Below are 22,869 nucleotides of genomic sequence, written 5' to 3' on the forward strand. Positions count from 1 at the left end.
CTCGCGAGGAATGAAGGTGATATTGTGACAGCTTACCGACGGTTCCGACGCCAGAGACCGATTAAATCAGCGCTTCCCTAAAGGTCTAAATTGAACTCGATATTTAAATATTTTTTGTTAGCGCTCATTCTGGTAAGCTCGCAATCTATAGCGGCGCCGGTGGGTGACTGCGCTGGGACACCCGGCGATGCAGTGGTTGAACTCCCTGGACCTATGGCGACATGGGCTCAGATTACTTGTACGCCGTATGGTCATGTTATCGAAGGCCACGTCGGTTGGGTTTGGTCGCAACCTGGCTCCTATGCACCAGTTTTCATTCCGTCGCAAATGGTGCGCAACAATCCTGAAGAGATTGGCAATAAGTCATATTTCACGAAGATTGCGCTTTCGAAAGTTACGGGTGATGAGTTCGTAAAAGCCTATGACGCTTTCCATCTCGGCCTTGACCGAGACAAGGTTCTGCCTATCGGATATCGTCTTGATTTGAAATCGGTATCGGGAAAAACAATCACGCAGTATTTCTTCGATTACGGCGATTCAGCTTGGGGAATCTGGTGCAATGATGGCTGTGATTCTGGCAGTCGTTTCATGTTGCTGGACATGAAAAAACGACCGGTCAATTGATACATTGACTGACTTTGATGCATTATTGACTGGCAGAATGCGGCCAGTTGCAGACGTTCGCTGTTGGCAATTTTTTTATGAATTGGATTTTATGCCGCCAAGAAGAATACGAACAACATCTGCCGTAATGCTGTCGATTTTATTTTCGTCAGCGTATGCGTTTGAAGATAGCCCGTGCTTTGATAGTAACGGTAGCGTCTACGACTGCCTGATTAAAGAACTCAGGGTTGCCGAGAAGTTGGAGAGGCAAAAAGTCAAGCAGCTTATAGCTAAGGTGGAATCTGCGACAGTTACCTCCAAGAATTCTGAAATTAATAAAAAGGCGAAAGCGTCGGTGATTGCAGGTATAAATACGGCTGACGAAAAATGGCGTTCCCTTGTTAAAGTCGAGTGCGGCGACCTTATTGATATTCAATTTTTTGGCGGAAATGGTGGCCCGAATGCTTCGATCGATTGCATGATTTCAAGAACTAATGCTCGCATAAACGAGATAAGTGAAAGCGATTCCTATAAGTTTTGGAGTCAGCAGTAGTTTTGCTGGCAGATGGATTGGAAATCAACGCAGCTATCGGATGACTGTGTTCGGCCAACACCGGACGAAACAAGCGCAAACGGCAACCATAAAGAATGACATGAGGAATTATTTATTCACGGCCACTGATAGACAAATTTCGTCCGCATCGGCTTCGCTCATTGCGATGGATGAAGCTTGTCAGGAGTATTTTCCAGTTGTTCTTGAAAGCGACGACGAGTTTAAGATTTTGATGAATCTTCTTGGCGTGGATTTCGTGACGGAGACCCCGTTGTTATCGAACGAGGATTTTTCTGTGGTTTTCGATTTCTCGGCGACGAAGCTACCGCAACTTAGCGAAGAAGAGTTCGATAAAATCTATGATGAATGGTTGCATAGGTCTGGGCGTCAAACAAGCATGGATGAATATGGGCAGCTCATTTTTCTACAGGGACGTGGGGATAGCTGGAATGCGAAGACCAATCGCTTCGTACTTTGTGAGAAGGCGGCTTGAAAGGATTTGAAATTAAACCGTCACTATTGAACGCATGTAGTCGCGTATCGGCCAATTGCGGACCGTGGTTAAATGTCGATGCTGCAAGAATATATTGGAGATGTAAATGTCTGACGGTGTCATAGTTGCACTAATAGCAGGTAGTGTCGCCATTTGTGTTGCGTATTTAAATAGTTTTTTGGCGGAGAGTCTTAGGAGGTTTCGTGACGGCTCAGCTCTTGCCGCAAGCTTAGCTGGCGAGCTCGCGGCTTACGAATTAGCCTTGCCGATGATAGTAGCTATGTTGAATGGCATCGTCAGCAATATCGATTCCGAACAAAGGAAGGCTACATTTTTAAGACCATTCGAACGACCTCGTGACCGAGTATATGAGGACGTGGTTGGAAAGCTCGGCCTGCTCGGGGTCTTGCTCTCCGAGGATATTGTGTTCGTATACAGCAATATTGGAGCGTTCAGAATCGCTATGGAAATAATTGCTCGTGACGAAAAAGAAATGACCGATGAAGAATTACGTCTACGATGTTCCGCATGCAAAGAGGCAGTGGAACGAGCTGCTACGAGGGGCGCAGATTTGATTATCAACTTACGCACTCGTGCTCATCAGCCATTTGTGCCAGAGTGGCCGTGGGCCGCCTGGCTTGCATTGTTCAGTCGATATACATTTTAGGCTATCAGTTCAATAGCAAGATGGCTGACGGCCATTAACGGACATTTAAAAAAAGTAACGAATGCCAAATAATGGCAAAAATTTTATATTACTGGTCATTGCAATAATAACATTGGTATTTTTACCGTTACGGAAAACGAAAAATTTGATACGACCGTTGTGCGGATAGAGACCATTCGCGTTCCTGTCCCAGGGAGACTCCTTTTTCCTGGCTCTACCGACAACACAAAATGTTGTGTTCGAATTACGCATTTACCTTCCGGAATTATGGTTGAGTGCTCGGAGGAACGAAATGGTTTTTTAAATCGTGATGAAGCTTGGGAAATGCTGAAGAATCGTCTCTTGGAATTTTATTAGGCGCCTCGTGCACCAAGGTAAAACTGCTGCCTGTTTTCGGCCACTAGCCATGATTGGAATGGGGCCCGACGATGCAATACGTATGGCTGAAAACTTCCAAAAACTTGTGAACCGGCTAGAACTGTAAGGTTGAGGCTGTATGGGGAAAAAAGTTGCTCTTGAATTTCAGTACAGAAACCAAATATGCCTGATGAGCAAAAAGAAATTTGCCAGCGATTCAATACGTCCTATACGCCGCCTGATGCGGACGAAAAAGTAGGGGTTGCGCTGGCGACATTGAAGAATTTTCCGGTTCATGCAGTCCGGGCCCAGCCAGAAAATGGTGATTGTGGATGGTACATTCATGGAGGTGAGCAATTGGCGGATGTAGATTTTTATCAGCCACTGTGCGTCTCTCACCTTGCAGACTACTGCGCTGCGATTGTTCCTTATCTAGCCCTACCACCAGGATGGCGAATTTTGCTCGCGCCAGGTTATGAAGATGTCTGGTTTGACGCCGAGTTACTGAAAGGGCTTCCGATAGCGCTTAGCGGTCAGTTGCAGACAAAGATAAAGTGCAGATTTACAATGGATGAGAAAATAAGTTCTGAAGTTAAAATATCACTTACTAGTGACGAAACGTTAGTGTTATTTGAATTTTTGAGCCGCTATTCTGATTCAGACCAGCTGATCATAGTAGACCAAGCAGAGCAAAGGGCACTCTGGAATCTGTGCTGTATTTTTGAGAAGAAATTGGTAAGTCCATTCAATATGGAGTATCAACAAGCGCTGTCTGACGCACGTGAGCGATTACGCGACGAGGAATAGATTTCGAACTTCCGCTTTGGGGCGTAAGCCGACCCTCATCAATTTGCCCAGTCTGAGCTACTGCTCTTTATTTTCCGCCGCAAACCTCGACACCACCATCGAACACGATACGCCATGTATTCGGCGCCTCCAGCCGCCAGACCGAGCTGAATCTCGCGATCAGCTTGCCGTCCGGCCCATGCACGGGACCGGATGTCTTGGCCAGCGTGCCCGACGCCAGCACTTCAACCTCATCCGGCTCCCAGGAAAATGGCGCACCGGGCTTGGTGAAGAACTTCTTCCAATCGTCGGCCACCGCCTGCTTCCCGCGCAAGGACTGCCCGGCGCCACTGAACACCGCCTCTTCGGACAGAAAAGTCACGAAAGCCGCATGATCGCGCGCCTTCATGGTTGCGGCAAAGGCCCGCTCGACGTTGGCCACCTGCTCCTGCACTCCCGTGAACGCCGGCGCCGCACTCGCTGCGGCCGCAGCCAACGCCAATACCCCAGCCACCACCAAATTCCCCCATTTCATGGCCACCCTCCCCTGTTTTGTAGACAAGACGATATTAGTCCAGTTGGTCCCTGATTGCTATTCATCCGAAAAAGGAGTATAACTAGTCCATCAACGGAGGATTTATGAATCTTACCTACGCTTACCCCCGCAGCCGCTTCGAGCCCACCATCCTGGTCGACCTGCACGCCAAGCCCGAGCGCGAACGACTGTCCAAGGCCGCCCTCAAGGGCTTTTTCAAACTGGCCGCCGCCTGGAAGCTGCGCGACGACGACGCCCGCGAACTGTTGGGCGGCATCTCCAGCAGCGCCTACTACGAGTGGAAAAAAAACCCGGAACGCACGCTGGAGGTGGACTGCATCACGCGCATCTCCTACCTGCTGGGCATCTACAAAGCGCTGCACATCCTCTACGGCGACAAACTGGCCGACGAGTGGATGGGCCTTGCCAATACCAACCTGATCTTCGGCGGCCGCACGCCACTGACCTATATCGCTGCCGGCGGCCTGCCCGCCATGCAGATCGTGCGCCAGTTGCTGGACGCGCGCCGCGGAGGACTGTAAGTGCCGGTCAGCCTGATTCCGCCCCTCACCACGCTGCGCCAGTTCGACACCTGCCGTTTGCTGCCCTCGCGCTTCGCCGATCTCGAAGACTCGGTGCTATCGCCATTGGCCGACAACGAACAGGACCTGCACGATCTGTTCGAACTGGATAACGCCACCAACGCCCGCCTGCAGGCGCAGAACGGCGGCGCCGCCGGCATCACGATGGATGAACTGGTGTTCGGCGTACCGAACTTCCGCATCGTGAACGCGGCCTTTACCTACGCCCGCCCTGAAGGCAGCCGCTTCAACGGCGGCGATCGCGGCGCGTGGTACTGCGCCTTCGACGTCCAGACCGCGCTGGCCGAAGTCAGCTTCCACAAGGCCGTCGAATATGCCGAGATCAACCGCTTCGACGACAGCGTCCAGTACCAGACCATGCTGGCCGATTTCACCGCCCCCTTCCACGACCTGCGCGGCCAGGCGCGCTACCTGGGCTGCCTGACGCCGGACAGCTATATCGAGTCGCAGATCCTGGCCGAGCGCCTGCTCGATGGCGGCTCGTTGGGCATCATCTACCCAAGCGTGCGGCTGGACGGCGGCACCAACCTGGCCTGCTTCCGCCCTGCGCTGGTGGGCAATGTTCGCAAAGGCGCGGCCTATCGGTTAACATGGCGAGGTAACCCCGTACCGATCATCGAAATTATCTGAATCATGCAAACCAAACCTGAAAACGACACCGACCTGCGCCTCAAAGTGAACCGCGAGACCGCGCGCCTGCCCTGGACCGAACTGCTCAAACATTTCGCCGCCGGCAATGTGGTGTGGATCGCCAATTCGCTGGACCTGGTCGACGTGGCCGTGCGCATCTCGCACGACGACAAGACCCACATCGGCCAGTGGATGAACGCCGGCCTGCTCGCCAAAGTCAGCGACGAGCAGGCTGCGACCTGGCTGGAGACCAACGCCCAACTGTGGGCAGTCGTCGTCAGCCCCTTCATCCTCGTGCAGCAGGAGAAGGCTGTTCCAGCCAGCGTGCATTAAAACTGGAAGCTGCCCGCGTCGAGCGTGACCGATCCGCCGCAAGCCGGCGTGGTCGCTTCGCGATTGCCGCTGGCGGTGGACTGGTTACTCTCCCACACGGTGCTCACGCCGTACTTCATGAACTTGTACTGGATCGCCGTCGACGGCGGCAGCTGGAAGGTGCGCGACCACGGAGCATTGGCGCCGCTGCCTTCGATATTGAGCTGATCGCTGGCGCCCTGCACCCAGTTGCCCAGCTCCGCGCGATTACCCACCACGTACACGTTCTGACCCACTACCGTATTCGCGTTCGCCACACGGAAGGTCACCGGCACCGTGGTGCACGTGCCGCCGCCACCGATCTTCTGGTTGATATGCAGCGCCACCGCGGGCACCGTCGCGCCGCCATTGGCCGGGATGCTCACGCTGATCACGCCATTGCTGCCGACGGTGACGCTGTCGCTGGTGCAGGCCGTGCCGCCCGCGTTCAGCTGACCGTGCACCACGTTGCAGTAGGTCCCGGCGGGCAGCAGGGTTTGCAGCGACGCGTTCCAGGCCGAATACTCATTGTTGATCGCCACGAAGCCCTTGGCGCCGCGCCCGAACGCGATCTGGTTGGCGGTGCCGTTGGTGAAGTAGTCCACGCCCTGCCCCGACGTCGCCGCGCGGAACGCGACCATGTTGGAGATGTCGCTCCAGCGGTGGATGAAGTCCCACTGCTGGTTGATCAGCGGGTTGCCGCTGGCGTCGAACGGGCTGGCACTCGGCGGCGCCTGGTCGAAACTGGTGAAGCGGAAGCCCGAGTGCAGCTGCGCCGAGCCATATGGCCAGGCCAGCATGAAGATGTTCGCCAGGTCGTAGCGCTTGGTGCCTTGCGTGTCGTTGGTCGTGCCGGAGACATAATTGCTGGCCACCAGCGAGCTGCCATTGCGCTCCGTGTCCCAGTTATTGACGAAGACAGTCGCCTTCTCGCTCGGCACAAAGCCCCAGGTGCCGCCCCAGTTGCCCGGCGTGCCCATGATGGCGCGCACCTGCGACAGGCTGGCGCCGTTCTCGTTGCGGAACATGGCCTTGATGGCGAAGGTGTACTGGAATTCGTTCAGCGTGCCGACGCTGTAGTAGTCGGAGCGCACCACATTACTGTCCGGGATCACCTCCTGCGTGATCCACAGCGACTCGCCAGCCAGGGTGGTGTGCGTGACGCCGCTCATGATCGCCTGCAGATCGCTGGGCTGCATATGCTTGGCGGCGTCGAAGCGCACGCCGTCCACGCCCATGTTGATCAATTTGGTCAGGTAGGTCTTGACCTGGCCTTGCACGTAGGAGCCGTCCGTCTTCAGGTCCGGCAGGCCGCTCAGGCGGCAGAACATCACGTTGTAACGGTTGCCCGGCGAGCCGTAGTCGCTGCCGGCGATGTCGCAGGCCGGATGGAAATCGCTGGCGCTGAAGAAGGGATAGGCCAGCGTAGCCGAATTCCACGTCGAGCCGTCGGTGGCGGTACCCGAACCGGCCGCCAGGTGATTGACCACCACGTCCGCATACACACGCACCTTGGCGGTGTGGCAGGTGTTGATCATGGTCTGGAACTCGGCCTCGGTGCCCATATTGCTCTTCAACGAAGCGAAGTTCACCGGCTGGTACACATCCCACCAGGCGCCCAGGCTGGCCGAGGCCTGCGGCGGCGATACCTGTACCGCGCCAAAGCCCTGCGGGCCGAGCCAGTTGGTGCATTCCTTGGCGATGTCGTTCCACTTCCAGCGGAACATCTGTACCGACGTATCGGCGGGGTTGAAGGCGGCATGCGCAGGCGCGAGGGCGCAACCGCCCAGCAGGCCGGCGGCCAGTAAGGTTTTCATCATTTTTATCTCCGTGTCGTTATATTTTGTATTTTGGGAAATACTGCAGCCCAGATAAAATGTAGCAGAACTACAGTAAACAACAAGCGAAATTCGCTACGGTTTTTACATTCCCCTGCAGGAATCGCTTCCACACAATTTCCGTACGACACAGATGTAATGCGATTACTCGCGAGATACTGCCAGATAGTCAATCCCCGGCAGCCCATGTATGATGGGGTGAAAAAACGACACTACGAGATCCATAGCCACCTCATGTCCAGCACACTCCCCGTCGAAAGCGCCAACGATATCGCCAACAACCTCGCCGAAGCCATCGCGGCGCGCAAGCTGCCGCCTGGGACCAAGCTGCGGGAAGAGGCGTTGTGTCGTTTGTACTCGGTCAGCCGCACCAAGATCCGCGCGGCGCTGCTGATACTGTCGAAGGACAAGCTGATTAACATGGTTCCCGACAAGGGCGCCGTGGTCAGCCAACCCAGCGAGCGCGAGTCACGCGAGATCTTCGCGGCACGTCGCATCATCGAAGCGGCGCTGGCGCGCGAGTTCACCGCCAAGGCCAAGCCGGCCGATTACAAAATGCTGGAGAAGCATTTGAAGGAAGAACGCAACGCGCTGTCGCAAGTGCCGTCGAAGATGCGGCAGCAGCTGCTGGGCGATTTCCACGTGCTGCTGGCGGATGTGGTGGGCAACGAGGTGCTGAAGGAAATCGTGCGCGAGCTGGTGGGCCGCAGTTCGCTGATCACCATGTTGTATCAGTCCGAACGCGACGCCGCCTGCTCGTCCGACGAACACAGCGCCTTCCTGGCCGCCGCCCGCTCGGGTGACGCGGACAAGGCGGCGGAGCTGATGCTGCACCATCTGAGCCACGTTGAAGCGGCGCTCAATTTCGACGTCAATGCCAGTCCGGCGAAGAAAGACCTGATCTCCGCACTGCTGATGTAGCGATACGAAATCGCGGTATCGCCTGCTATCAGCGGGCAGCCAGCGCCAATTGATGCGCCAGCGCGTTGTGGCGCTCGATCACCACCGGCAGGTCGATCGTGCACAGCACACCCTCGCGCACCACCACCTTGCCGTTGATGATGCTGTACGAGACATTCGGCGGCGTGCAGAACACCAGCGCCGCGACCGGATCGTGCAGCGCGCCGGCAAAGCCTATCGTATCGAGCTTGAACATCACGATGTCCGCCGCCATGCCCGGCTTGAGCGCGCCGATGTCATCGCGGTTCAGCACCCTGGCGCCGCCCAACGTGGCGACTTCCAGCGCCTGCCGCGCCGTCATCGCATCCGGGCCGAAGCCCACGCGCTGCAACAGCATCGCCTGCCGCACTTCGCCCATCATGTGGCCGGAATCGTTGGAGGCGCAACCGTCGACACCCAGGCCCACCGAGACGCCGCTGTCGAGCATCTTGCGTATCGGCGCGATGCCCGACGCCAGCCGCATATTCGAGCAGGGACAATGCGCGATGCCGGTGCCGGTGCGGCCGAACATGTAGATGCCGTCGTCGTCCAACTGCACACAGTGCGCGTGCCAGACGTCATGGCCCACCCAGCCGCAATCCTCGGCATATTCGGCGGGCGTCATATTGAATTTTTCGCGGCTGTAGGCGATGTCGTTCGCGTTTTCAGCCAGATGGGTGTGCAGCGATACGCCGAAGCTGCGCGCCATCGTCGCGGCTTCCTTCATCAGATCGCGCGAGACCGAGAACGGCGAACATGGCGCCACCACGATGCGCTGCATCGCGTAGCGGCCGGCATCGTGATAGGTTTCGATCAGGCGCTGCGTATCCTTGAGGATCGCGCCCTCCTCTTCCACCACGCGGTCCGGCGGCAGGCCGCCCTTGGACTGGCCCACGCTCATCGAACCGCGCGCGGCATGGAAACGCATGCCGATCTTGCCGGCCGCCGCGATGCTGTCATCGAGCTTGCAGCCGTTGGGGTAAATGTACAGGTGGTCGCTGCTGGTCGTGCAGCCGGACATGATCAGCTCCGACATCGCCGCCAGCGTCGACACGTTGACCATCTCCGGCGTCAGGTTGGCCCAGATCGGATACAGGTTGGTCAGCCAGTTAAACAGTTCGCCGTTCTGCGCAGCGGGAATCACACGCGTCAGGCTTTGGTACATATGATGATGGGTGTTGACCAGGCCGGGCATCACCACATGGTTGGCCGCGTCGATGATCTCGTCGGCCTGCTGCGGCAGGTCGGCGCTGCGGCCGACTTGTTCGATCACGTTGTCCCGGATGTAGACGGCGCCGTCGGCGATTTCACGGCGCTCGTCATCCATCGTTACCAGCACGCGCGCATTTTTGATCAGTAGAGTTTTAGTCATAATTTCTATGATAGTTAAACACTGCGGAAACAATGCACGGGCACTGCGGAAACAGTTAGGTTGATATCCGGCGTATTTTAAGCTGCTTCACGCTCGGCGGTTAAAAAAGCCTGTGGTACATCCTCTTCTTCATCGTCGTCGGTCGATTCTACCGGACGTTCAGGCAGCACCAGGTTCAGGGCCACCGCGACCAGCGCGCCAACCGTGATGCCCGAGCCGAAGACTTCCTTGACGAAGGCCGGCAGTTGGGACAGCAGTTCCGGCCGCACCGTCACCGCCAGGCCGCAGCCGATGGACACCGCCATGATGACGCCGTTACGCTTGGTGTGCTCCACATGGCTCAGCAACTGCACGCCGGCCGAGATGATCATCGCGAACATCATCAACCCAGCTCCGCCAAGTACCGGTTGCGGGATCGTCACCACCACCGCGCCCAACACCGGGAACAAGCCAGCCAGCAGCAGCATCACGCCGGTCAGCGCCACCACGTGGCGGCTGGCCACACCCGTCAACGACACCACGCCGACGTTCTGCGCAAAGGTCGATACCGGAGGGCTGGACATCAGCGCGGCGAAGGCCGAACCGACGCCGTCACACAGGATGCCGCGCGCCAGCGTTTTGCCGCGCATCTTGGTGTTGGTGGCGGCGCCCAGCGCCATGAAGGTGCCGGTGGTTTCCACCATTGTCACCAGGTAGGCAATCGCCATCGCGACGATGCCGGCCACCGGGAAGGTCATGCCGTAATGGAGCGGCTGCGGCAGCGCGAAGACCGGCGCATTCCGCACCTGGGTAAAGTCGATCATGCCCAGCGAAACACACAGCACGTAGCCGATGAACATGCCGATCACCACGGCGGCGGCGGATACAATCCCCTTGCCGAATTGGACCAGCATGATGACCGTCACCAACACGAACGCGGCGATGCCCAGGTTGAGTGGCGAACCATAAACAGCGCCCGGCGCATGGCCGCCCGCAGCCCAGTCCACCGCCACCGGCACCAGCGACAGGCCGATCATCGTCACCACCACACCCGTGACGGCGTGGGGGAACAGCTTGCGGATCTTCGGCATGAAGCAGCTGCCGACGATCATCACCAGCGAAGCCGCCAGCGACGAGCCGAGTATCGCCGGAACGCCGTGTTCAAGACCGATACTGATGGCCGCGCCGACGAAGGCGAAGCTGGTGCCCATCACGCAAGGAAGCCTGATGCCGACTGGGCCTACGCCTTTGCATTGAATAATCGTGACGATGCCGGAGCCGAGCAAGGCGGCGTTGATCAGGGTGATGATCTGGTCCGCAGGTAGCTTGAGCGCGGCGCCCACCACCAGCGGCACGGCGATGATGCCGCCCAACGCGGCAAGCATGTGCTGCGCCGCCAGCAGTACGGTGGTCAATAGGGGTGGTCGATCCTCGACCTGAAATAACAAGTGATTCATAAACGCGTCTCCATCTGTCTTTTTTATTGGGCGTTACTTTGCAACTACTACCCACACGGGCTGCCCTTAACCGTGCGTAGAAATGATGCCTAGCAACGCAACAGCTCGTGACCGACGCGTTTAATTGACAACGATATTGCGCCTCGTCGGATACATTGTCAACGAATTTTGTATACAATTTTTCTATCGTAGCGCGCCGTCTTCACGCAACGTGGCAATCGCCAGATCGAGGAATGCGCGCAGCTTGCGGGACGAATGCCGGCCCTCGTGGTGCACCACGCTGACCGGCACCGCTGCGGCTTCGTAGGGAGACAGGACGGCGCTCAAACGGCCATCGGCCAGATACGGCGCGGCCATGTAGGACAGCACGCGGGTGATGCCGAAACCGTCCAGCGCCGCGCGCAAGGCGGCGTCGTTGCTGGTGCTGCTCAGGCGCGGGCGCACCTTCACGGTTTGCGATTTGCCGTCATGCTCGAAGCGCCAATCGTTGGTCGCCGTGACAGCGGTGGCGGCGATCAGGTCATGCCCGGCCAAGTCCTGCGGCGTAGCAGGAATACCACGCGCAGCCAGATAGGCCGGCGCGGCGCACACCACCTGCCTCACCTGCCCCACGCGCACCGCCTGATAGCTGGAATCGGGCAAGGCGCCGATACGGATCGCCGCATCCACGCCCTCGTCCATCATGTTGACCACGCGGTCGAGGAAGCGGCATTCGACATCGGTTTCCGGGTAGCGCCGCAGGTATTCGGTGACGATGGGCGTGACGTACATCGCGCCGAACATCACCGAAGCCGTGATCACCAGCCGTCCGCGCGGCGCACCGTGCGCGCCGGCGGCCGAGGTTTCGGTATCCGCCACGTCGACCAGGATGCGGCGGCAATCGGCTGCGTAGCGCGCGCCGGTTTCGGTCAGCCGCACCACGCGCGTGGTGCGCAGCAGCAGGCGCACGCCCATGCCCTCCTCCAGCTCCGTGACGGCGCGCGTGACCACCGGCGGCGAGATCTTCAGCTTGCGGGCGGCGGCGGCAAAGCCGCCTTCATCGACGACTGCCACAAAGATCGCCATGGCGGAAAGCTTGTCCATATTATTCCCTCATTCGAAATAGTCTATTGCATAAAGAACGGATTCTCATTATTACGCACATCGATGAAACTGCAAGTGTTCGCTGAACAAACAACCCAACCTAAAGGAAAACCACCATGAACCGTATCGCCACCATCGAAACCGCCACCGCCAACGCCGAACAAAAAGCCCTGCTGGACGCCATCCAGGAACAACTCGGCATGGTGCCCAACTTCCTGAAAGTGTTCGCCAATTCGCCGGTCGCGCTGCGCGCCTTCCTCGGCTTGCACGGCGTGGCCAATGGCGGCACGCTCGACGCCTTGACCCGCGAACGCATCGCGCTGGCGCTGGCGCAGCAGAACAGCTGCGAATACTGCCTCTCCGCCCATACCGCGATCGGCCGCAAGACCGGCTTGAACACCGAAGAAATGAACGCCGCCCGCAGCGGAAACAGCGCGGATGCGCAAGCCGATGTCGCGGTGAAGTTCGCGCAAAGCCTGATGGAGAACAAGGGTGCAGTAAGCGCCATCGAGCTGGCGGCTATCCGCAGCGCGGGCTACAGCGAATCGGACATCGTCGAGATCATCACCCACGTCGGCATGAACTTCCTGACCAATATTCTCGCTAAAGCCGGCCGCGTGGAGATCGACTTCCCGAAAGTCGACCTGAAAATCGCAGCCTGATTTCACACTGATCGAGGAGCACATCATGGGTCGCGCCTATTCCGATATCACCTTCACGCCGGCGGTGCGTGAGGTTCAAGGCAGCATGGGGAGCCGCGCCCGTTATGCGTTTCTCGACCAGATGGAAGACCGGCAGGACAGCCTGGGCGAAAGGGAAATCGCCTTCATCGAGGAGATGGATCATTTTTACCAGGCCACCGTCAGCGAAACCGGCTGGCCCTATGTGCAGCATCGCGGCGGCCCGCAAGGATTTCTGCGCGCGCTCGACGCGAAAACGCTGGCCTTCGCCGATTTCCGCGGCAATCTGCAGTACCTCAGCGTCGGCAACCTGAAGGGGGATGACCGCATCTCGATGATACTGGTCGACTATGCGAGGCAGGTGCGGATGAAAATCATCGGTCGCACACGCATCGTGGAAGCAGCCGACGATCCGGCGTTGATGGAGCTGTTGCACATGCAGGGCTACAAAGCACGCATCGAGCGGGCCTTCATCATCACCGTTGAAGGCTACGACTGGAACTGCCCGCAGCACATCACGCCCCGCTACACGGAGCAGGAAGTCACCGCCATGACAGCGCCGCTGCTCGCTCAACTGAAGCAGCTCAAGGAACAGGTGGCAGAGCTCACGGCGCCGAACGGCGCCACTTAGTCCGACACGTGCGCGGTAACGCCCAGCATCGCCAGCAAGGCCAGCTTCCGTTTGTCGCGAACCCGGAAGGCCAGTGTCTTGGCGATGCGTCCCGGCTCGACGCCATGCGCCTCGGCCGCCAACGCCACGGTGGCGGTGGCGGTGCTGACATCCAGCTCCACGATGGGAAGTTGAAGATCTCGGGCGAGGAAAAACTCACGAACAGATTGAAGGCTCATAGAAGTTTGCAGGTCAGGTAGGGGTATCGACTTCGTCCCAGTCGCGGTCCTCGAAATGCACCAGCCAGTTCAAGCCATGATGGCGCTCTTGCAGCACGCCGTCATTCAACCCCGCCGGAGCGGTGGTTTTCTTCAAGATCGCCTGGCGGGTGGCCCAGTGCAGGCGGTAGTGCAGATCCAGCGCATCGAGGATCTCCGTCGCCGGACGCATGGCCAGTTGCTTGCGCAGGCCTTCGGTGCCGCGATCGATGACGGTGCGCGAGATCGCGGCCACGTCGCAGATCGCATCGGCGAACGGCAGCGCCTCTTGCAGGCCGAGCACCCACTGCAGCACAAGGATGGCTTCATAGCGCCACAGGAACTGAGTGGTCTCCCGCTCCGTTGGCGCCTCCTGCGCAAGAAAAGCCCGTTCGGCATCGGTCAAGCCGGCGAAGGCTGGCGGAAAGCGTTCTTTTAGATCGTCGACCGCGATGGCGCGGCCGCCCGCCAGCGATTCCGCGCGGATCGCGACCACGAACAGCGCCAACATCCTGCGCAGCACATCCTCCGGCGTGCGCAAGCGCAGCTCCGGCTCGGACACCAGCGGCGGCAGCGTCGCCGGCACGGCGATCTTGCGTCCGGCCAGCAGCTCGTCCGAGCGCGCCTTGCGCTGCCAGGCCTGCGGCGGGTATGGAACCACGGCTTGCGGATCGCCGTCGTCGCCGGTGGCGGGCAGCAGGATGCGCCCTTGCGGATCGCGCACGCTGCCGTCGACCATGAAGACGATGGCGTTTGCGGCCTCCGCCCAGGCGGCGAAGCTGTCCATCGCACCCGCCTCGATGGACAGGCTGACATGCTGGCGCACGCGTTGAACGTGGCGAATCACGTGATAGCGGACCTGCGTCATGCGGCCTTCGCCGGCTTGCGCCAGGTGGTTCATGAAGCCGTTGAGATGGGGCTGCAATTCGGGATCGGACAGGTCGCGCCGTGCAATGAGCACATGCGGGAAGCCAGGTTTTGGCACCTCGGCCGCCGTGCAGTAGGCGTTGATCAGAATGTGATGACTGGTATCCTTGGGAGAGAACAGGTGTTTGATTCGGTTGAACATAATTTGCTGGACAGTTTGAGCCGTCCAGCAGTGTAGCAGAGCCGCACGCCGTTGTAGTTAGTTAGCGCATGTCGAGCACACGGGCGCGACGTGGTGGCGGGAACGCCAGGTCGAGCGCGACCAGATCCTGCGGGGAGAGTTTGATATCGGCGGCGGCGCGGTTGGCGCGCACGTGTACCGGGTCGGTGGCTTTGGGGATGGCGATCACGCCGTCCTGATGCAGCACCCACGCCAGCGCGATCTGCGCCGGTGTCACACCGTAGGCATCGGCGACGGCGCGCAGGCCGGGGTTGTCCAGCAGCGCGGCCTGTTCGCGGCCGTGCGACTCCAGCGGCGAGTAGGCCATCAGCGGCATGCCCTGCTGGCGGCACCACGGCAGCAGGTCGAATTCGACGCCACGCTTGCACAGGTTGTACAGCACCTGGTCGGTGGCGACGGCGCCGCAACCGATGGCGTCCTGCATGCTGTCGAGGTCGAAGTTGCTGACGCCGTAGGACTTGATTTTCCCGGCCATCTTGAGCGCTTCGAACCCGGCGACGGTTTCGTCCAGCGAGTAGTGGCCTTGCCAGTGCAGCAGGTAGAGATCGATGCTGTCGACCTTCAGGCGGCGCAGGCTGCGCTCGCACGCGGCCTGCGTGCCTTCGAAACTGGCGTTGTGCGGATAGACCTTGCTGACCAGGTAGACCTCGTCGCGGCGGCCGACGATGGCGGCGCCCACCACTTCCTCGGCACCGCCCTCGCCGTACATCTCGGCGGTGTCGATCAGCGTCATACCGAGGTCCAGGCCCAGTTGCAGGGCGCGGATTTCATCGTGCTTGCGGGCCGATTCCTCGCCCATGTTCCAGGTGCCCTGCCCCAGCACTGGCACCGTTGATCCCGAAGGGAAGCTCACAGTTTTCATCGTGGCGCCTGCCGTTAAAAAACGTATGGTATCCCCAACGGTGCTTTTTTGGCAAATTCGATAAACTATCTGCATTCGAAGCGAGCGTTCGTCATGCCGGTCAGCAGTTCCTTGTAACTGAACTCAACTTTAAATTAAATCAAACCCATAGTGCCTTATTACTTCGGCTATCTCAGCGGCACGATGTGGATGCGCTACAGCATAAGCCAATAAAGTCTCCCGAATGGCCGTATAAAAAGTTTTTCCATCGTAGACAGACTCCTCATGGTCAAGACAGCTTATGTCCTTATCAGCCCAAACTCTGAAGTGATCTCCATCTGGCATATCTGACAACCATTCAATCTCCCAACCAGGATCACCACCAAGGCCTCGTTCATATCCAAGAACTCTTTTAAGAAAATGATCGACTGGGCGGTTGCTGTACGGAGCGACAACCCACATCATAACCACGTAAAGCAAATAGTTCTCAGCATCAACCCCATCTAACTTCGCCCATTTCATCCTATTTAGCTTTTCCTATTGAATACGTTTCCCACAGTGCCGTCCGGCGGGCTGACGATTTTCGTTTCCATCCAGACGATGTCGCTGGTCAGGTGGTTGATCTGGTCGACGCTCACCGCGATGCCGGGTACAGGCCGTATTGCCGCGCGACGCTGATGCCGCTGGTCAGCAATTCCTTGTAGCGGCTGTCGTCGCTCTGGCCGCCGGTGGGTGCGCGGCCGGTCAATTCAATCAATTGGTCGCGCACCAGGCGCTGTTCATAGAAGCCGTCGCCAAGACGTTTTTGCGTGACGGCTGGATCGGTGTCGAGCGCCTTCAGCAGGTAGTCGCTGCTGATCCAGTTGCCGTGGTTGGCGAACTGCGGACGGGTTTCGAACACATAGCTGCCGTTGGCGTTCGGGTTCAGCAGCGACAGCCCGTTCGGCGCCACCTTGACCACTGCGCCGCTGTCGGCGGCGTTCTGTGCCAGGCTGGCGCCGTGGCCGGTGCTGATATCGCCAATGCCTTGCCGCTGGTGTTGATGTTGTCGATGTCGCGGGCGCCGTTGTAGGCGCCACTGCTGTGCATATCCAGACGAGGCGCCTCACCTTCAAAACAATTCCTTTGATCTTGCCCTTAAATTAAAAGCATACAACATCCATTTCCGCAAGAGCTTTACCAAGAGACTGCGACAATCCTGAATGCGTCGCCTGCCAATTATTGAGTTCAAACATCAGCAGCAACTCAAGCAACTTTTGAGTGCCAGAAAAATGTATGACATCCCAAACCAAATCAGCGTCTAGTCCGTTTTCCGAATCACCTTGCTGCAAAAGGTCCCTGATCTCCATGGAACTCTTCCCTTGATAGCCTTCTATCCCTGGCAATGGTATAACAAGTCCCGCCGCCAACATACCGCACGCAAATGAAACTACTTCTTTTCGCCACTCCTCAGGCGTTTCTCCATACTGTCCACCATGCACTTTTGGCAACATTGCATTAGGAGAGAAATCATCCAATCCAAGCGAAATAATTTGTCGCTGCACTTCAATATCGAATTTAATCATGCGTACCTCTCTGGTCAGGAAATTTGAATTTTGCCACGTTGCCGTTGTTAATACCTTTGACCGCCGCACTGTTCACCTCAACTGTAGCTGTTGCAGCGGCGGTTGCAACAGAAGCGTCCCCTGCAACCCTGAACGTGACCACGCTGCCATCCGGCAGTTTTGCGACCCAAGAACCACCGCTCAGAATTGAAACGATCTTGTCCGGGACCTGTCCGTTGAATGCGGCCCGTGCGAACGCCTCCGCTGTAGCATTAGGCGTCGCAGATGGCGGCATAGGAATCGGTGTCCCTAAGCCACCAATACCTGCGGGGAGTTTACCCTCGCTATCGAGAAGCGACGGCGGCACGCCAGGCGGTAATAGGGTCACTTTGGCGGAGCCATTTAACCCGGTAGACTTCACGTCCGTCAGCGGTGGCTCTTCTTTCACACCAACGCTAGGATTATTTTTTATAACAGTCGGGTCTGCAGGCCTATTAGGCCCTGCGGAGACACGCCCCGCCAAGAAAGCAATCAAACCCGGAGCTAAATTAACTGCTAATCCCTTCGCAGCATTACCAAGACGTATCGCTTCTCGCTCATTGTAAACCGCCAACTCCTGCGCCGTGGGGTTGTCCGGTCTCAGATTGTCCCCCATGACCGTCCAGTAGTAGTCACGATAGTTCTTGTCGTTTCGGTACTCGCTAAAAACTGCCCCATTTTGGAAGTCGCCGCGCTTGGCGACAAACAGGGTCTGTTGTTTGCCACTATCATCAACAAAACTGCCCTTGCCGTATTGGACGATGAACTGCTTTGCAGTAAAGAATGCCATGCTTTCTTCGGATGCCGCTGAGCCAATTTGCCTGGACGCCAAAGTTAGGTAACTCAAGTCGACATCCGCCTCGCCCGCCATTGTCAACCACTGCGTCGCTTGTAATTCGGAGACAGGACGTCCTAGTTTTTCAGATAAAGTCTTCGCAAAAGATTTCGCGTTCGAGGCGATCCAGGATATTTCCGTCGGATGGAGCTGTCGATTATTGGTGTCGGTCGCCAGCGCTGCGCCCCCGCCTGCGGTACCGCCCACGGCGGCGCCAATTCCTAACGCGGCTGCTTCCACCACACCCTGAGAAATTGCCTTGGCCAGCTCTGGATCGGCGCCCTGCGCTATCAATGCGTCTCGGGCTTGGACCTGCAGAATATCCAAAACTTTCGCCCTATCAGCGACCACCCCGGCACCAAGGGCGCCACTCAAACCGCCAGTCAACCCACCGCTGACGGCATGCAGCGCTACGCGGTAAGCGCCACCCTCGTCCCATTTCGCGGCCTCATCCTGCAGCGCTTTTTGCTTCGCCTTGTCGGTCTCGCGCTCGGCCTGCTTCAGCAGTGCATCACGCTCATCTCCGGCATACTGGGCAATCGCCTTCGGCGCCTGCTTGCTGAACTCCTGCGTGATGGCGATCTGGGCATCGACATCCTTCTGCAATTGCTGAGCATCCCAGCCCTTGGTCAGCGCACCAGCCTTGGCCGCAGCCGATTCCGTCGTTACATCGCGATCCACGCCAGCCACGGCTCTTGCCGCATCCTTGCCCGTCGCCAGTTGTTTCGCCTGGTCGGCGATGGCGATCAGACCACCGCTGATGCCACTTGCCGTCGTGCTGCCCTGGTCGCCGCTGGCCGAGCCGAAGCCGCCGCTGGCGCCCGGCTTGCCGTCGGCGGCGGCGGCCTCTTTTTGTTCCTTGCTTAGTGTGTCGGGCAACTTGCTCTGGTCGCCCATCTTGCCGCTGACCGAGCCGGACAACGCGAAGCCGCCGGCATCGTAGTGGTCCTTGTTCTGCAAGTCGCTGGTGGTCAGGCTGCCGGTGACCAGCACGTTGTTGCCCCGGTCGATGGCCGTCTGGCTACTACTCAACAGGCCGCCTTTCAGATCGGTGTTGCCGGCCACCGCCACCTGGAAGCCGCCGTCGCCTGCCTTGATGCCGCTTTGTTCCAACACCGACAGGAAGTCGCCGTCCACGTGCGACTTGCCGATGCTGCCGCCCACCGTGCTGGCGCCGTAGCAGAATGGTGGAATGCACAGGCTGGCGTTCAGGCCGGAACTGCTTTGCTTGCTGTTGAACTTGCTGCTGTCCTGCAGGCTCTCGATGTTCAGGTTGCCGCCGATGTCGGCCACCACCGTCGGCGCCGCGATCACGCCGCCCTTGAGCGTCGTGTCGCCTCCGCTGCTCAAGTTGACCTTGCTGCCGGCCGTCACGTGGCTATTGGTGTAGCCGATGTCGTCGCCGTCGGCCTTGCCGCGCGCCTGGCTCACCGCCAGATCGATCGTGAAGCCGTTCGAGGTGCCACCGATGCCAAAGCCGATGCCGATGCTGCTGCCGCTGGAACTGTTGGTGCTGTGCTGGCTGGCCGTGCTCTGCGCCGCCAGCAAATTCACCTGGTTGTCAGCCGACAGGCTGACGTCCTTGCCGGCCTTGATGTCGCTGCCGATCGCCGTCAGGTTGCTGTCCTTGCCGGCACCGCTCGCGTTGATGGTCACGCTGCCGCCGGCCGAGACGGTCGACCCCACCGCCGTGTCACTGGCGTGCACCACCGTGCTGTCGCTCGTCTGGTTGCCCAGGCTGACACTCACCCTGATGCCCGCACTCTGGATGCCTTTAATGGCGCCGGCGGCGGCATATGCGTCGCTGAGGCTGCCCGCCGCGTTCAACGCCGCCAGCGCCTGCATGCGGCCATCGCTGGTGTTCTTCGCCGCGCTGACCATGCTGTTCGCGCTCTTCAACGCATCCACCAGCGGCATGCTGACCGTGCCGCCGATGGCCGTCTTGTTGTAAGTCGTGTGATCGCTGCTGTCGCTGCTGTTCATGGCGGCGTTGATCAGCACGTCCCTGGCGCTGATGCCGATGTCGCCCTGCGGCGCCTTCACCTCGCTGGCCGTTTGCGTGTACTGCTCGCCCGCCTTCAACGTCACGTCGCCGCCCAGGCTGGCGATCTGGCTGCCCACCTGCGTCACGCTGGCACTGGTGCCGTCGCTCGCGTTCTTGACCGTGCCGATGGCCGGCTGGAACGTCGTGCCGATCGAACCGGACTTCTTGCTGCTGCTCGACGACGCGCCGTCGCTGCTGTTCTCGGCGCTGACGATGCTCAGGTTGCGCCCGGCGTCGATGACGATGTCCTTGTCGGCCACCACCGTGCTGCCGCTGACGACCGTATCGCGTCCGCTGCTGGCGCTGACGCTGCCGCCGCTGAGCACGCTACCCACCTGCGTCACCGTGTCGCCGTTGCCGGCCTTGGCCTGCTCGCTCTTGCTGTAACCGAGCGCGCCGGAGGCGACATTGAACGAGAAGCCGCTGCGCTCGTGTTGTTCGCTGTGCTGCTCGCTGTCGCTCTGCTGCGCGCTGGACACCAGCAGGTCGCGGCCCGCGCTCAGGGTCAGCGCGCCGGTGGCGCTCAGCTCGCTGCCGGTGACGACGATGTCCTTGCCGGACTGCACCGTGACCGCGTCGCCGCTGACGCTGCTGCCCACCACCTTGCTGACGTTGCTGTAATCGGCCGAGCTGTTGCTGCTCTTCTTGAACAAGCTGCTCGACTCGTCGTGGTGCGCCAGGTCGGTCAGATGGGTTTCCTGCACCTGCGTGATGCTGACGTCGCCGCTGGCGGCCAGTTGCACCTTGCCGCCGCCGGCCAGGCTGCTGCCGGCGATCGCCAGATTGCCCAGGCCGCTGTCGCCGGCCTTGACCGTCAGGTTGCCGCCGGCCGTCACCGAGGCGCCGACCACATTCTGGTCCTGACGAACCTCCTTGTCGTACAGCTTGTTGCCCGGATCGTTCTGCCTGCTGATGTTGACTTCGTCGACGACGGCCGCGATGCTCACGTCGCGTCCGGCCAGCAGCGTGCCGTTGCCGGCGGCGCCGACCGCCACCTGCGTGCCGCTCAGCTTGATGTCCTGGCCGGCCACCAGCTTCAGGTCGCCGCTGCTGGCGACCTGGCCGGTCTTGTAAGTGGTGCTGCTGTCTTTTTCCGTGAAGCCGGCCACCTGCGAGGCGTAGGTGCTGCCGGTTTGCAGCGCGTTGAAGTTGACGTCGCGCCCCGCGACCATGCCGACGCTGGCGCCGGCGATGGTGCCGCCGGTGTCGGTCACGTCGCGCCCGGCCTTGATCGCCAACGCGCCGCCGGCCGTGATGCTGGCCTGGTTGGACAGCGTGGTGTAGCTGCCGCTGGTGTTGGCGCTGGCATATTCCTGCTTGACCGTCAGCGACTGGTTGACCACGTCTCCCCCCCCGCCTGCAGGCCGACCGCGCCGTGGTTGACGATGTCCTGCCCCGCCACCAGCAGCGTGCGGCCGTTGGCGCCGTCGATCAGGCCGCCACGGTTGACGATGCTGTCGCTGGTGTTGATGGCGACGCCGTCGCCGGTCACCAGCGCGCCGCTGGCCTTGACGGCATCGGCGCCCGCATGGGCCAGGTAGACCTTGGGCACCAGCACGTTTTCCACCGTGCCGTCCGGCAAGCTGACCGTTTCCGCTTCCATCCAGACGATGTCGCTGGTCAGGTGGCTGATCTCCCTAAAGCATAGTTGCAGACCTTTCCTCCCTACTCACCACGGCGCTGAAAATAATCTGACATCGTGTGCAAATATGCTTTAAGTCTTTGCTGATCATCAGAGAAATCCTGAACCATGCTATACGTGCCCTTTTTGCTTACTACATACGCCCATCTCATTCCAAGCGTGGCCTCAGTTGGAACGTGAAGTTCCTCGGCTCTAAAAAACATCCAGCAGTGTTCAGCCTCAAGAAATTCGCTCTTCAGTATCTGTGAAGATGAACCGACGAATTCCTCCGGCTCGGCACTGGCATGTTGTTCAGCGATCGCTCTTGCTTGAGGAAAAGAGATTGGTGTTAAGTTGCTATTCATAGTTATGGTCTTCCAAGTTGGAGCAGCGTACGACCGTTGGCGCCGTCGATCAGGCCGCCACGGTTGACAATGCTGTCGTTGGTGCTGATGGCGACGCCGTCGCCGGTCACCAGCGCGCCGCTGGCCTTGACGGCGTCGGCGCCCGCGTGGGCCAGGTAAACCTTGGGCACCAGCACGTTTTCCACCGTGCCGTCCGGCAGGCTGACCGTTTCCGTTTCCATCCAGACGATGTCGCTGGTCAGGTGGCTGATCTGGTCGGCGCTCAGCGCGATGCCCGGACGCAGGCCGTATTGCTGCGCGACGCTGATGCCGCTGGTCAGCAATTCCTTGTAGCGGCTGTCATCGCTCTGGCCGCCGCTGGGTGCGCGGCCGGTCAGTTCGATCAATTGGTCGCGCACCAGGCGCTGTTCATAGAAGCCGTCGCCCAGGCGTTTTTGCGTGACGGCTGGATCGGTGTCGAGCGCCTTCAGCAAGTAGTCGCTGCTGATCCAGTCGCCGTGGTTGGCGAACTGCGGACGGGTTTCGAACACGTAGCTGCCGTTGGCGTTCGGGTTCAGCAGCGACAGCCCGTTCGGCGCCACCTTGACCACCGTGCCGCTGTTGGCGGCGTTCTGCGCCAGGCTGGCACTATCTTCGTCCTCTGGCCGATCAGCGAATCATATTTACAATAACCATATGTA

The 22,869-nt window shown here is 59.2% G+C and carries 27 protein-coding genes; 12 read left to right on the forward strand and 15 right to left on the reverse strand.

The features are described from left to right. The first annotated feature begins 90 nt into the window (after window positions 1–90). The 6 genes from AC07OK_RS29010 to AC07OK_RS29035 all read left to right on the forward strand — a co-directional run bounded on the left by AC07OK_RS29010 (window position 91) and on the right by AC07OK_RS29035 (window position 3,480). Window positions 91–624, forward strand: coding sequence for a hypothetical protein (locus AC07OK_RS29010; protein ID WP_494693522.1), 534 nt, complete (start codon window positions 91–93; stop codon window positions 622–624). Window positions 625–628: 4 nt separating this feature from the next. Then, window positions 629–1,156 (forward strand): lysozyme inhibitor LprI family protein, encoded by a 528-nt coding sequence (locus AC07OK_RS29015; RefSeq protein WP_494693523.1) that lies wholly within the window; start codon window positions 629–631, stop codon window positions 1,154–1,156. Next, window positions 1,119–1,649: a hypothetical protein gene (locus AC07OK_RS29020; protein ID WP_494693524.1), complete on the forward strand. Its 531-nt coding sequence runs from the start codon at window positions 1,119–1,121 to the stop codon at window positions 1,647–1,649. The genes AC07OK_RS29015 and AC07OK_RS29020 overlap by 38 nt, the downstream gene beginning before the upstream one ends. A gap of 106 nt (window positions 1,650–1,755) precedes the next feature. Next, window positions 1,756–2,316, forward strand: coding sequence for a hypothetical protein (locus tag AC07OK_RS29025; protein WP_494693525.1), 561 nt, complete (start codon window positions 1,756–1,758; stop codon window positions 2,314–2,316). 159 nt (window positions 2,317–2,475) lie between these two features. Further along, on the forward strand, window positions 2,476–2,673 hold the full coding sequence (locus AC07OK_RS29030) for a peptide chain release factor family protein (protein ID WP_494693526.1): 198 nt from the start codon (window positions 2,476–2,478) through the stop codon (window positions 2,671–2,673). Window positions 2,674–2,856: 183 nt separating this feature from the next. After that, on the forward strand, window positions 2,857–3,480 hold the full coding sequence (locus AC07OK_RS29035) for an immunity protein Imm33 domain-containing protein (protein WP_494693527.1): 624 nt from the start codon (window positions 2,857–2,859) through the stop codon (window positions 3,478–3,480). Window positions 3,481–3,547: 67 nt separating this feature from the next. On the opposite strand, the gene AC07OK_RS29040 is transcribed toward AC07OK_RS29035, so the two are convergent. Next, the gene (locus AC07OK_RS29040; RefSeq protein ID WP_494693528.1) at window positions 3,548–3,994 is read right to left on the reverse strand and encodes a YybH family protein; all 447 of its coding nucleotides are present in this window, start codon (window positions 3,992–3,994) and stop codon (window positions 3,548–3,550) included. Window positions 3,995–4,098: 104 nt separating this feature from the next. Between AC07OK_RS29040 and AC07OK_RS29045 the strand changes: the two genes are divergently transcribed. Genes AC07OK_RS29045 through AC07OK_RS29055 form a run of 3 tightly spaced genes read left to right on the forward strand, consistent with a single transcriptional unit; the run spans window position 4,099 to window position 5,559 of the window. Beyond that, window positions 4,099–4,536 (forward strand): antitoxin Xre/MbcA/ParS toxin-binding domain-containing protein, encoded by a 438-nt coding sequence (locus AC07OK_RS29045; protein ID WP_494693529.1) that lies wholly within the window; start codon window positions 4,099–4,101, stop codon window positions 4,534–4,536. After that, window positions 4,537–5,226 carry an RES family NAD+ phosphorylase gene (locus AC07OK_RS29050; RefSeq protein ID WP_494693530.1) on the forward strand — a complete coding sequence of 230 codons (690 nt, stop codon included), beginning with the start codon at window positions 4,537–4,539 and terminating at the stop codon, window positions 5,224–5,226. It begins immediately after the preceding gene. Between the two features lie 3 nt (window positions 5,227–5,229). After that, complete coding sequence (locus AC07OK_RS29055; RefSeq protein ID WP_494693531.1) at window positions 5,230–5,559, forward strand: DUF2288 domain-containing protein; 330 nt, start codon at window positions 5,230–5,232, stop codon at window positions 5,557–5,559. Here AC07OK_RS29055 and AC07OK_RS29060 read toward each other — a convergent pair. Beyond that, window positions 5,556–7,397: a carbohydrate-binding module family 20 domain-containing protein gene (locus AC07OK_RS29060; RefSeq protein ID WP_494693532.1), complete on the reverse strand. Its 1,842-nt coding sequence runs from the start codon at window positions 7,395–7,397 to the stop codon at window positions 5,556–5,558. The two genes, AC07OK_RS29055 and AC07OK_RS29060, sit on opposite strands and share 4 nt — an antisense overlap. A gap of 252 nt (window positions 7,398–7,649) precedes the next feature. Here AC07OK_RS29060 and AC07OK_RS29065 point away from each other — a divergent pair, with 252 nt between their 5' ends. Further along, window positions 7,650–8,336, forward strand: coding sequence for a GntR family transcriptional regulator (locus AC07OK_RS29065; RefSeq protein WP_494693533.1), 687 nt, complete (start codon window positions 7,650–7,652; stop codon window positions 8,334–8,336). 28 nt (window positions 8,337–8,364) lie between these two features. Here the strand turns inward: AC07OK_RS29065 and AC07OK_RS29070 are convergent, their stop codons facing one another. From AC07OK_RS29070 to AC07OK_RS29080, 3 genes are all read right to left on the reverse strand, one after another. Further along, entirely contained in the window at window positions 8,365–9,726 is a 1,362-nt protein-coding gene (locus AC07OK_RS29070; RefSeq protein WP_494693534.1) for an 8-oxoguanine deaminase, read from the reverse strand. A 77-nt stretch (window positions 9,727–9,803) separates the two neighbouring features. Next, window positions 9,804–11,162, reverse strand: coding sequence for a nucleobase:cation symporter-2 family protein (locus AC07OK_RS29075; protein ID WP_494693535.1), 1,359 nt, complete (start codon window positions 11,160–11,162; stop codon window positions 9,804–9,806). Window positions 11,163–11,345: 183 nt separating this feature from the next. After that, the gene (locus tag AC07OK_RS29080) at window positions 11,346–12,245 is read right to left on the reverse strand and encodes a LysR family transcriptional regulator (protein ID WP_494693536.1); all 900 of its coding nucleotides are present in this window, start codon (window positions 12,243–12,245) and stop codon (window positions 11,346–11,348) included. Window positions 12,246–12,361: 116 nt separating this feature from the next. On the opposite strand from AC07OK_RS29080, the gene AC07OK_RS29085 reads away from it, so the two are divergent. Together AC07OK_RS29085 and AC07OK_RS29090 are read left to right on the forward strand one after the other, a co-directional pair. Next, window positions 12,362–12,907: a carboxymuconolactone decarboxylase family protein gene (locus AC07OK_RS29085; RefSeq protein ID WP_494693537.1), complete on the forward strand. Its 546-nt coding sequence runs from the start codon at window positions 12,362–12,364 to the stop codon at window positions 12,905–12,907. Window positions 12,908–12,932: 25 nt separating this feature from the next. Continuing rightward, a complete protein-coding gene (locus AC07OK_RS29090) occupies window positions 12,933–13,556 on the forward strand; it encodes a pyridoxamine 5'-phosphate oxidase family protein (RefSeq protein ID WP_494693538.1) in 624 nt (207 codons plus the stop codon). On the opposite strand, the gene AC07OK_RS29095 is transcribed toward AC07OK_RS29090, so the two are convergent. From AC07OK_RS29095 to AC07OK_RS29140, 10 genes are all read right to left on the reverse strand, one after another. Then, window positions 13,553–13,717, reverse strand: coding sequence for a hypothetical protein (locus tag AC07OK_RS29095; protein WP_494693539.1), 165 nt, complete (start codon window positions 13,715–13,717; stop codon window positions 13,553–13,555). The genes AC07OK_RS29090 and AC07OK_RS29095 overlap by 4 nt on opposite strands. A gap of 70 nt (window positions 13,718–13,787) precedes the next feature. Next, window positions 13,788–14,861, reverse strand: a complete 1,074-nt coding sequence (locus AC07OK_RS29100) for a DUF4272 domain-containing protein (RefSeq protein WP_494693540.1) — start codon at window positions 14,859–14,861, stop codon at window positions 13,788–13,790. A 61-nt stretch (window positions 14,862–14,922) separates the two neighbouring features. Continuing rightward, on the reverse strand, window positions 14,923–15,762 hold the full coding sequence (locus AC07OK_RS29105) for an aldo/keto reductase (RefSeq protein WP_494693541.1): 840 nt from the start codon (window positions 15,760–15,762) through the stop codon (window positions 14,923–14,925). Between the two features lie 129 nt (window positions 15,763–15,891). Then, window positions 15,892–16,263, reverse strand: coding sequence for a hypothetical protein (locus AC07OK_RS29110; protein WP_494693542.1), 372 nt, complete (start codon window positions 16,261–16,263; stop codon window positions 15,892–15,894). Between the two features lie 112 nt (window positions 16,264–16,375). Further along, complete coding sequence (locus AC07OK_RS29115; protein ID WP_494693543.1) at window positions 16,376–16,693, reverse strand: hypothetical protein; 318 nt, start codon at window positions 16,691–16,693, stop codon at window positions 16,376–16,378. 190 nt (window positions 16,694–16,883) lie between these two features. Continuing rightward, window positions 16,884–17,306 carry a hypothetical protein gene (locus AC07OK_RS29120; protein ID WP_494693544.1) on the reverse strand — a complete coding sequence of 141 codons (423 nt, stop codon included), beginning with the start codon at window positions 17,304–17,306 and terminating at the stop codon, window positions 16,884–16,886. Then, window positions 17,299–21,546 (reverse strand): hemagglutinin repeat-containing protein, encoded by a 4,248-nt coding sequence (locus AC07OK_RS29125; protein WP_494693545.1) that lies wholly within the window; start codon window positions 21,544–21,546, stop codon window positions 17,299–17,301. The genes AC07OK_RS29120 and AC07OK_RS29125 overlap by 8 nt, the downstream gene beginning before the upstream one ends. Then, window positions 21,528–21,806 (reverse strand): hypothetical protein, encoded by a 279-nt coding sequence (locus tag AC07OK_RS29130; RefSeq protein WP_494693546.1) that lies wholly within the window; start codon window positions 21,804–21,806, stop codon window positions 21,528–21,530. The genes AC07OK_RS29125 and AC07OK_RS29130 overlap by 19 nt, the downstream gene beginning before the upstream one ends. Before the next feature lie 62 nt (window positions 21,807–21,868). Beyond that, window positions 21,869–22,189, reverse strand: a complete 321-nt coding sequence (locus AC07OK_RS29135) for a hypothetical protein (protein ID WP_494693547.1) — start codon at window positions 22,187–22,189, stop codon at window positions 21,869–21,871. 2 nt (window positions 22,190–22,191) lie between these two features. Next, on the reverse strand, window positions 22,192–22,770 hold the full coding sequence (locus AC07OK_RS29140; RefSeq protein WP_494693548.1) for a hypothetical protein: 579 nt from the start codon (window positions 22,768–22,770) through the stop codon (window positions 22,192–22,194). Window positions 22,771–22,869 lie beyond the last annotated feature (99 nt).

This window comes from Duganella sp. GW821-FHT07G03, from assembly GCF_059418605.1.